General features: G+C 76.1%; 9 protein-coding genes. 2 read left to right on the forward strand and 7 right to left on the reverse strand.

Translation table 11 applies throughout. The features are described 5' to 3' along the window. Positions 1-192: 192 nt before the first annotated feature. The 6 genes from cysD to ACI78U_RS24615 all read right to left on the reverse strand — a co-directional run bounded on the left by cysD (position 193) and on the right by ACI78U_RS24615 (position 5,812). Positions 193-1,098: a sulfate adenylyltransferase subunit CysD gene (gene cysD, locus ACI78U_RS24590; RefSeq protein WP_456878080.1), complete on the reverse strand. Its 906-nt coding sequence runs from the start codon at positions 1,096-1,098 to the stop codon at positions 193-195. A 29-nt stretch (positions 1,099-1,127) separates the two neighbouring features. Then, a complete protein-coding gene (locus ACI78U_RS24595) occupies positions 1,128-1,853 on the reverse strand; it encodes an inositol monophosphatase family protein (RefSeq protein WP_456878072.1) in 726 nt (241 codons plus the stop codon). Next, positions 1,850-2,569, reverse strand: coding sequence for a PaaI family thioesterase (locus tag ACI78U_RS24600; RefSeq protein ID WP_456878073.1), 720 nt, complete (start codon positions 2,567-2,569; stop codon positions 1,850-1,852). The genes ACI78U_RS24595 and ACI78U_RS24600 overlap by 4 nt, the downstream gene beginning before the upstream one ends. After that, entirely contained in the window at positions 2,559-4,148 is a 1,590-nt protein-coding gene (locus ACI78U_RS24605; RefSeq protein WP_456878074.1) for an ATP-binding protein, read from the reverse strand. Before ACI78U_RS24605 ends, ACI78U_RS24600 begins: the two co-directional genes overlap by 11 nt. 32 nt (positions 4,149-4,180) lie before the next feature. Next, a complete protein-coding gene (locus ACI78U_RS24610; protein WP_456878075.1) occupies positions 4,181-4,909 on the reverse strand; it encodes a response regulator transcription factor in 729 nt (242 codons plus the stop codon). Between the two features lie 126 nt (positions 4,910-5,035). Then, positions 5,036-5,812 (reverse strand): siderophore-interacting protein, encoded by a 777-nt coding sequence (locus ACI78U_RS24615; protein WP_456878076.1) that lies wholly within the window; start codon positions 5,810-5,812, stop codon positions 5,036-5,038. A gap of 335 nt (positions 5,813-6,147) precedes the next feature. Between ACI78U_RS24615 and ACI78U_RS24620 the strand changes: the two genes are divergently transcribed. Together ACI78U_RS24620 and ACI78U_RS24625 are read left to right on the forward strand one after the other, a co-directional pair. Next, the gene (locus ACI78U_RS24620; protein ID WP_456878077.1) at positions 6,148-6,357 is read left to right on the forward strand and encodes a DUF2945 domain-containing protein; all 210 of its coding nucleotides are present in this window, start codon (positions 6,148-6,150) and stop codon (positions 6,355-6,357) included. Positions 6,358-6,382: 25 nt separating this feature from the next. After that, positions 6,383-6,814: a DUF2795 domain-containing protein gene (locus ACI78U_RS24625; RefSeq protein ID WP_456878078.1), complete on the forward strand. Its 432-nt coding sequence runs from the start codon at positions 6,383-6,385 to the stop codon at positions 6,812-6,814. 21 nt (positions 6,815-6,835) lie between these two features. Here ACI78U_RS24625 and ACI78U_RS24630 read toward each other — a convergent pair. Beyond that, positions 6,836-7,670: hypothetical protein (locus ACI78U_RS24630; RefSeq protein ID WP_456878079.1), on the reverse strand; the 835-nt coding region annotated here is incomplete at its 5' end.

Raw genomic sequence — 7,670 nt, forward strand, 5'->3', positions numbered from 1 at the left:
GCCGCGGGGGGGGGCGCCCCCGGCCGGCCCCCCCCCCCCCCCCCCCCCGGCCCACCCCCCCCCCCCCCCCCCCCCCGGGCGGCGCCCCCCCCCCCCCCCCCCCCCCCCCCCCCCCCGGTGAGCGGATGGGACGGCCCCGGTGCAGGGGCCCGCGCCGAGCGGAGCAAGGCGTGGGGGCACCGGGGTCCTCCGTCAGAAGTAGCCCTCCTTCTTCCGGTCCTCCATCGCGGCGTCGCTGACCCGGTCGTCGCCGCGGGTGGCGCCGCGCTCGGTCATGCGGGTCACCGCGATCTCCGCGATGACCTCCTCGACCGTCGTCGCCTCCGAGCGCACGGCCGCGGTGAGGTTGGCGTCGCCCACGGTCCGGTAGCGCACCGTGGCGCGGGACACCCGCTCGCCCTCGCGGGGCCGGACGAACTCGTTGACGGCGTAGAGCATCCCCTGCCGCTCGACGACCTCCCGCTCCCGGGCGAGGTACAGCGACGGGATCTCGATGTGCTCCTGGGCGATGTACTGCCAGATGTCGAGCTCGGTCCAGTTCGACAGCGGGAAGACGCGGATCGACTCGCCGAGGTGGATCCGCCCGTTGTACAGGTCCCACAGCTCCGGCCGCTGGTTCTTCGGGTCCCACTGGCCGAACTCGTCCCGGAAGGAGAACACCCGCTCCTTGGCGCGGGCCTTGTCCTCGTCGCGGCGGGCGCCGCCGAACAGCGCGGTGAAGCCGTGCTCCTCGACCGCCTCGAGCAGCACCGGCGTCTGGATCCGGTTGCGCGAGCCGTTGGGCTCCTCGCGGACCAGACCACGCGCCATCGCGTCGGGCACGGAGGCGACGACGAGCTCCACGCCGAGCTCGGCCACCCGCTTGTCCCGGAACTCCAGGACGTCGGGGAAGTTCAGCCCGGTGTCGACGTGCATCACCGGGAACGGGATCCGCGCCGGCGCGAACGCCTTGCGGGCCAGCTCCAGCATGACGATCGAGTCCTTGCCGCCGGAGAACAGCAGCACCGGGCGCTCGAGCTCGGCGGCCACCTCACGGATGACGTGGATGGACTCGGCCTCGAGCGTCTCCAGCTGGGTGAGCCGGTGGTCGGTCGTCATCGTCACCCCGCCAGTGTCCGCCACGCGGGTCAGCCGACCGCGGCCAGGAGGTCGGCGGCCAGCTCCGGGCGGCAGACCAGCAGGTCGGGCAGCGACGGGTCGGGCTCGTTGTAGCGCAGCGGCGACCCGTCGAGCCGGACGGCGGTCAGCCCCGCGGCCAGGGCGACGGCGACCGGGGCGGCGGAGTCCCACTGGTACATGCCCCCGGCGTGCACGTAGGCGTCGACCTCGCCGCGCACCACCGCCGTCGTCTTCCACCCGGCCGAGCCCAGGGGCACCAGCTCGCCGCCGACCGCCGCGGCGGCGGCCCCGGCCTGCGCCGGCGGGCGGGTCCGGCTGACCGCGATCCGCGGCGGCCGCGCGGGCACGGCCGGGAGGTCGGGCGCGGGGTCGGTGACCAGCACCTCGCCGACGGCGGGCAGCGCCACCGCGGCGGCGCTCAGCCGCCCGGACGCCCACAGCGCGACGTGCACCGCGAAGTCGGACCGGTCCGTCTCGCCGTACTCGCGGGTCCCGTCGAGCGGGTCGACGATCCACACCCGTCCCGCCTCCAGCCGGCTGCGGTCGTCGGCGGCCTCCTCGCTGAAGACGACGTCGTCGGGCCGGTGCGCGGCCAGCACCGCGGTGATCGCCGCCTGCGCCGCCGCGTCCCCGGCGTCGCCGAGCTCGCGGCCGGTCAGCCTCCCCGCGCGCAGCTCCACCAGCACGGCGGCCGCCGCCCGGGCCGCGGCAGCGGCGACCTCGACGTCCCTCACCGGTCCCCGTCGGGGGCCGGGGCGGTCGCGTCGGTGGGCCGCTGCGGCGGGGCGTGGCGGCCGGAGGCGTCGGTGACCTGCGCGAAGTAGGCCGTCCGCAGCTCCTCCCGCGGCAGCACGAACACCGCCCGCGCCTCGACCAGCGGCCGGCCCGGGTCGTCGGCCGGGGCGATCGAGCCGGTGACGACGGACTTGCGGCCGCCGACCTCGGTGACCCGGGCCCGGCAGACGACGGGGGTGTGCAGCGGTACCGGACGGCGGTAGTCCAGCTCGAGCCGGGCGGTCATGCCCCACAGGCCCGCGCGGATGGTGGCCGCGCCGAGCACCTGGTCCATGACCAGCCCACTGACCCCGCCGTGCAGGTAGCCCGGCGGGCCCTCGTAGGCCGGGCCGAAGGAGACCTCGCCGACGACGCCGCCGGGCTCCTCGCGCAGCGCCAGCGGCGGGGCCAGCGCGCTGCCGACGCCGGTGACCGGGTTGTAGACCCGCCGGAACCGCACCGGGTCGTCGAGGGCCGGCAGCTGCGTGGGCGGGCGGGTCGAGGCCCCCAGCCGTCCGGCGGCGGCGCGCACCGCGGCGGCGACCTCGTGCAGCTCGCCGGCCGGGACGGTGGTGCGCACGGAGGCCTCCACGAGCCCGCGCAGCGCGTCCCCCAGGTCGGTGACGGCCGCCATCAGGTCGGGGTCGTACGGGGCACCCTCGGCGTCAGTGGTCACCCGCGGACCGTACGTCCGCCGGTGCCGGCGCCTGCCCGGGGACCCCGCCCCGGCCGAGGTCGGGGCCCGAGCGGGGCAGCCGGACGGTGAAGACCGAGCCGCGTCCGGGGGCGGTGTCCAGGGACACGTCCCCGCCGTGCGCGGCCACCAGTGCCGCCACGATCGACAGGCCCAGGCCGGTGCCGCCCGCGGCGCGGCTGCGCGAGGCGTCGGCCCGGTAGAAGCGCTCGAACACCCGCGCGGCCACCTCCGGCGCCATGCCCGGGCCCTCGTCGGCCACGCGCAGGACCACCCGGTCGCCGCCGCCGCTGGTGTCCTCGCTGATCGAGACGGTGACCGGCGCCGTCTCCGGCGTGTGCGCCAGCGCGTTGGTGACCAGGTTGCCCACGACCTGGCGCAGCCGGGCCTCGTCGCCGAGCACCACCGGCACCTCGGTCATCGCCTCGTCGACGTGCAGCGCGAGCGGCCGGTCGGGCTGCAGCACCCGCCCGTCGTGGACCGCGTCGCCGGCGAGCTCGGCCAGGTCGACCGGGGTGAGCGCCAGCGGCCGCTGCTGGTCCAGCCGCGCCAGCTGCAGCAGGTCCTCGACGAGCACGCCCATGCGCGCGCCCTCGCTCTCGATCCGCTGCATCAGCCGCTCGACCTCCGCGGGGCTGCCGACGGCGCCCTGCCGGTACAGCTCGGCGAACCCGCGGATCGACGTCAGCGGGGTGCGCAGCTCGTGACTGGCGTCGGCGACGAACCGGCGCATCCGCTCCTCGGACGCCCGGGCCTGCTCCTCGGAGGCCTGCTGGGCGCGGAACGAGCTCTCGATGCGGGCGAGCATGCCGTTGAGGGCCTGCGAGAGCCGGCCCACCTCCGTGTGGCCGTCCCCGGCGGGCACCCGCTGGGAGAGGTCGCCGGCGGCGATGGCCTGCGCGGTCCGCTCGACGGCGGCCAGCGGGCGCAGGCTGTGACGCACCAGCCCGTACCCGGCCAGGCCGAGGGCGACGAGCACCACCAGGCCGACGACGACCTCGAGGGCCACCAGCCGGCCGATCACCCGGTCGTCGCGGTCGAGGTCCCCGCCGACGACGACGACCAGCCCGCTGGGCAGCGTCGCGGCGGTCACCCGCCAGAGGGTGTCGCCGTCGACGGAGCGCACCGTGTACGCGGTCGGGCCGCCGGGGCCGCCGGGCCGCCCGTCGCGGTCGGTCCCGGCGGCGATGGCGCCCACCTGGGCGGCGTTCAGGTCGGGCAGGGCGTCGTCCGAGGGCGGGCCGGAGATGACGATCGGTGCGGCCTCACCCGGCACCGCGCAGGCCAGGTAGCCGAAGGTGATGACGCGCTGCCGGCCGCCGAGCAGGCAGGAGGCGACGACGTCCTGGGACTCGCGTGCCGTGCGCAGCTGGTTCGCCAGCTGCTCGTCCTGCTGCTCGACCAGGTAGCGCTTGAGCAGGGAGGTCGCCGTCAGGCCGGTGGCGATCAGGGCCACGGTGACCAGCGCCAGCAGCAGCGCCACGATCGTGATCCGCAGCGGGACCCGCGGCAGCCGGAGGCCGCCGCGGGTCGCCGGTGGGGCGCCGGGCACGGTGTCCACCGCTCCCCGGTCGCTCCCGGGGGGCGCTCCGGTCACGAACCGCGCGGCAGCCGGAGCGTGTAGCCGACCCCGCGGATGGTGTGCAGCAGCCGCGGCTCGGTCGTGTCGATCTTGCGCCGCAGGTAGGAGATGTAGGACTCGACGACGTTGGCCTCGCCGTTGAAGTCGTAGTTCCACACGTGGTCGAGGATCTGCGCCTTCGACAGCACCCGCCCGGCGTTGGCCATGAGGTAGCGCAGCAGCTTGAACTCGGTGGGGGACAGGCTCACGACCTCGCCCGCCTTGACGACCTCGTGCGACTCCTCGTCGAGCTCGATGTCGGCGAAGGACAGCCGGGGACTCTCGGCCGCCCGCTGCTGGCCGGTGCTGCGGCGCAGCACCGCCCGGATCCGGGCGAGCACCTCGTCGAGGCTGAAGGGCTTGGTGACGTAGTCGTCGCCGCCGAGGGTCAGGCCGGAGACCTTGTCCTCGGCCGCGTCGCGGGCGGTGAGGAACAGCACCGGGGTGCGCCGGCCGGTCTCGCGCAGCCGTCGGACGACCCCGAAGCCGTCGAGCCCCGGCATCATGACGTCGAGGACGAGCAGGTCGGGGCGGAAGGACGCCGCCAGCGCCAGCGCCTGCTGGCCGTCGGAGGCCGTCGCAACCTCGAAGCCGGCGTAGCGCAGGCTCGCCGACAGCAGCTCGCGGATGTTGGGCTCGTCGTCGACCACCAGGAGGCGGGCCTCGGGAGCCGACCCCCGGGCCGTTCGGGTCCCCGTCACGACATCTCCCGTCGGACGCCTGGTCACCGTCGTCACGCTGTCCACGGTGTGCGGCGCTGCTGCGGCCGCCCTGGAGGCTACCTGTGAGGATGCTGGACGCGGCCCCTCCGGCGTCCCCGCGGTCGCTCAGCCCGCGGGGGCCATCGCGCGGCCGCGTCGCCAGTAGCCGATCGCGTGGTGCTGCGCGCGGGACAACCCCCAGCGGCCGCGCAGGTCGGCGCGCACCGCCCGCACGGCGGCGGACTCGGCGGCGACCCAGGCGAACAGGTCGTCCCCGGCCGGGCGCTCCAGCGCGGCGACGGCGTCGGCCAGCAGCGTGCTCTCCCCGGGCGGGGTGCTCCCCCGGTGCAGCCAGCGCACCTCGATCCCCGGCGGCGCGGCGAGCGGTTGCTCCTCCTCCGGGCCGGCCACCTCGAGGAGCGCCGTGCCGACGGTGTCCGGGGCTGCCGCGGCGAGGATGCGGCTGATCGCCGGCAGTGCCGTCTCGTCGCCGGCGAGCAGCAGGGTGCCGGCCGGCCGGTCACCGAGCGGGCCGCCGCCGGCCACGCCCAGCAGCGCCCCCGGGGCCGCGGCGCCGGCCCAGGCGGCGGCGGGGCCGTCGCCGTGCAGGACGAAGTCGATCTCCACCTCGCCGCGCTGCGGGTCCTGCCGCCGCGCGGTGTAGCTGCGCAGGCTCACCCCGTGCGAGCCGACGGGCCACACGACCCGGCCGTCGCGGGCGACGGCCGGCCAGCGCGGGGCGGGATCGCCCACCCGGGGCACCAGCAGGTTGACCGTCGGCCCGGCGGCCGCGACGGCGTCCGGGGTGCCGGTGAGGACGACCCGCCGCACCGAGGGAGTGGGGTCGGTGACGGAGACGACGGTGAGGACGTCGACGGTGCGGGGATCGCCGGGCTCGGTCACGCCGGCGAGCGTAGGGACCGGGTGCCGGTGCGGGCCGACCCGGCCGACCCCGGGGGAATGGGGTCGACCGGGCCGGCGATCGAGGACGGTGCCGGATCACTGTGCGTCACCGCTGCTCGACACTCAGCAGCAGGTTCGCCCGGCGGGGCCCCGTCACCGGCAACGCTACGTGATCGCCGCCGTCCTGGCACTGCCTGATCGGGTGGCGCACCTGCGCGGCGGGGTGATCTCCGTCGCGGCGCGGGCCGACCGCCGGCGTGCCGCCGCCCATGTGTGCCCTCCGAACGGGAGGGGCACCGGGGAGGGACCAGTCGACGCCGACGGAGGGCGAGCTCGTGTCCGACGACTTCCAGAAGGGTGACCACGTCACCTGGAACAGCCACGGCAGCAAGGCCGAGGGCACGGTGACGAAGAAGATCACCGAGGAGACCGAGGCCGGCGGCCGGAAGGTGAAGGCGAGCTCCGACGACCCGCAGTACGAGGTCGAGAGCGACAAGAGCGGCAAGACGGCGGTGCACAAGCCGTCCGCGTTGGAGAAGAAGTGAGCCGCACCAGAAGAGGAGAGACACCGTGAGCGAGACCGACGACCGCTTCGCCGGGGCGTCATCGCGCAGCAACAAGCACAACCCGCGGCTCGACGAGGAGCTCGAGCACGAGATCCAGGGGATGCTCAAGGCCAACCACGCCACGCGTTCCGAGGAGTTCCGCGAGGTCGAGCCGGTGGCCGAGGGCGAGCCGGACATCGACGCCGACCCGGAGGGCACGCTGGTCGGCGGCGTCCCGGTCGGGATGACGGAGGACGCCGTCGTCGCCCGCGCCGAGCTCGCGCGGTGGCTGGTCCGGGCCGACTTCCCGGCCGACGGTCCCGGCCTGGTCGAGGCCGCGCTCGACCACCGCGCGCCCGACGCGGTGGTCGCCGAGCTCGAGCGCCTGCCCGAGGGGCAGACCTTCGAGCGGATCGGCGACGTCGCCCGCGCGCTCGGCTACCCGACCGAGACCTGACCGGCGGGTCCCCGAGGAGGCTCAGGAGCTCAGCCGCTCCTGGGCCTCCTCGTCGTCGTTCTCCGCGATCTCCTCGGCGCCGCGGCGGCGGAACAGCTTGGAGCCGGGGAAGCCCTTCACGACCTGGCGCAGGTCCTGCATGGTGTCGACCAGATCGTGCACGTCGGTCCCGACGCCCTGCAGCGAGGTCAGGACGGGGATCACCGTCTGGTCCAGGGAGTCGACCAGGGTGGGCAGCCGGTCGAGGAGCGTGACCAGCGCCTCCACCTCGTGCGGCTCGAGGGTCTCGGCGAGCCGGCGCACGCTCGGCGTGAGCCGGGCCAGCGGCTCCTCGTAGCCGGCCAGCAGCGGGTCGATCCGCCCGACGAGGTCCTCGGCCCGCCCGACGGTGTCCCCCGCGCGGTCGGTGGCGGAGTGGGCCGCCTCGACCGCCTCGCCGGCGCGCTGCTGGATCCGCTCGACGGCGGTGATGGCCTCGTCGGCGCGCTGCTGCGTGCGCTGCACGGCGGTGATCGCCTCGTCGGACCGCTGGTGGGTGTCCTCGACAGCGGCGATCGCCTGGTCGGCGCGCCGCTGGATCCGCTCGACGGCGGTGATGGCCTGGTCGGCCCGCTTCTGGGTGGTCCCCACGGCCTCGATGGCGTCGTCGGCGCGCTGCTGGGTGGTCCCCACGGCCTCGATGGCGTCGTCGGCGCGCCGCTGGGTCGACTCGACGGCGGTGATGGCCTGGTCGGCGCGCTGCTGGGTGGTCCCCACGGCCTCGATGGCGTCGTCGGCGCGCCGCTGGGTCGACTCGACGGCGGTGATGGCCTGGTCGGCGCGCTGCTGGGTGGTCCCCACGGCCTCGATGGCGTCG

The sequence above is a fragment of the Geodermatophilus sp. SYSU D00710 genome, assembly GCF_054050195.1.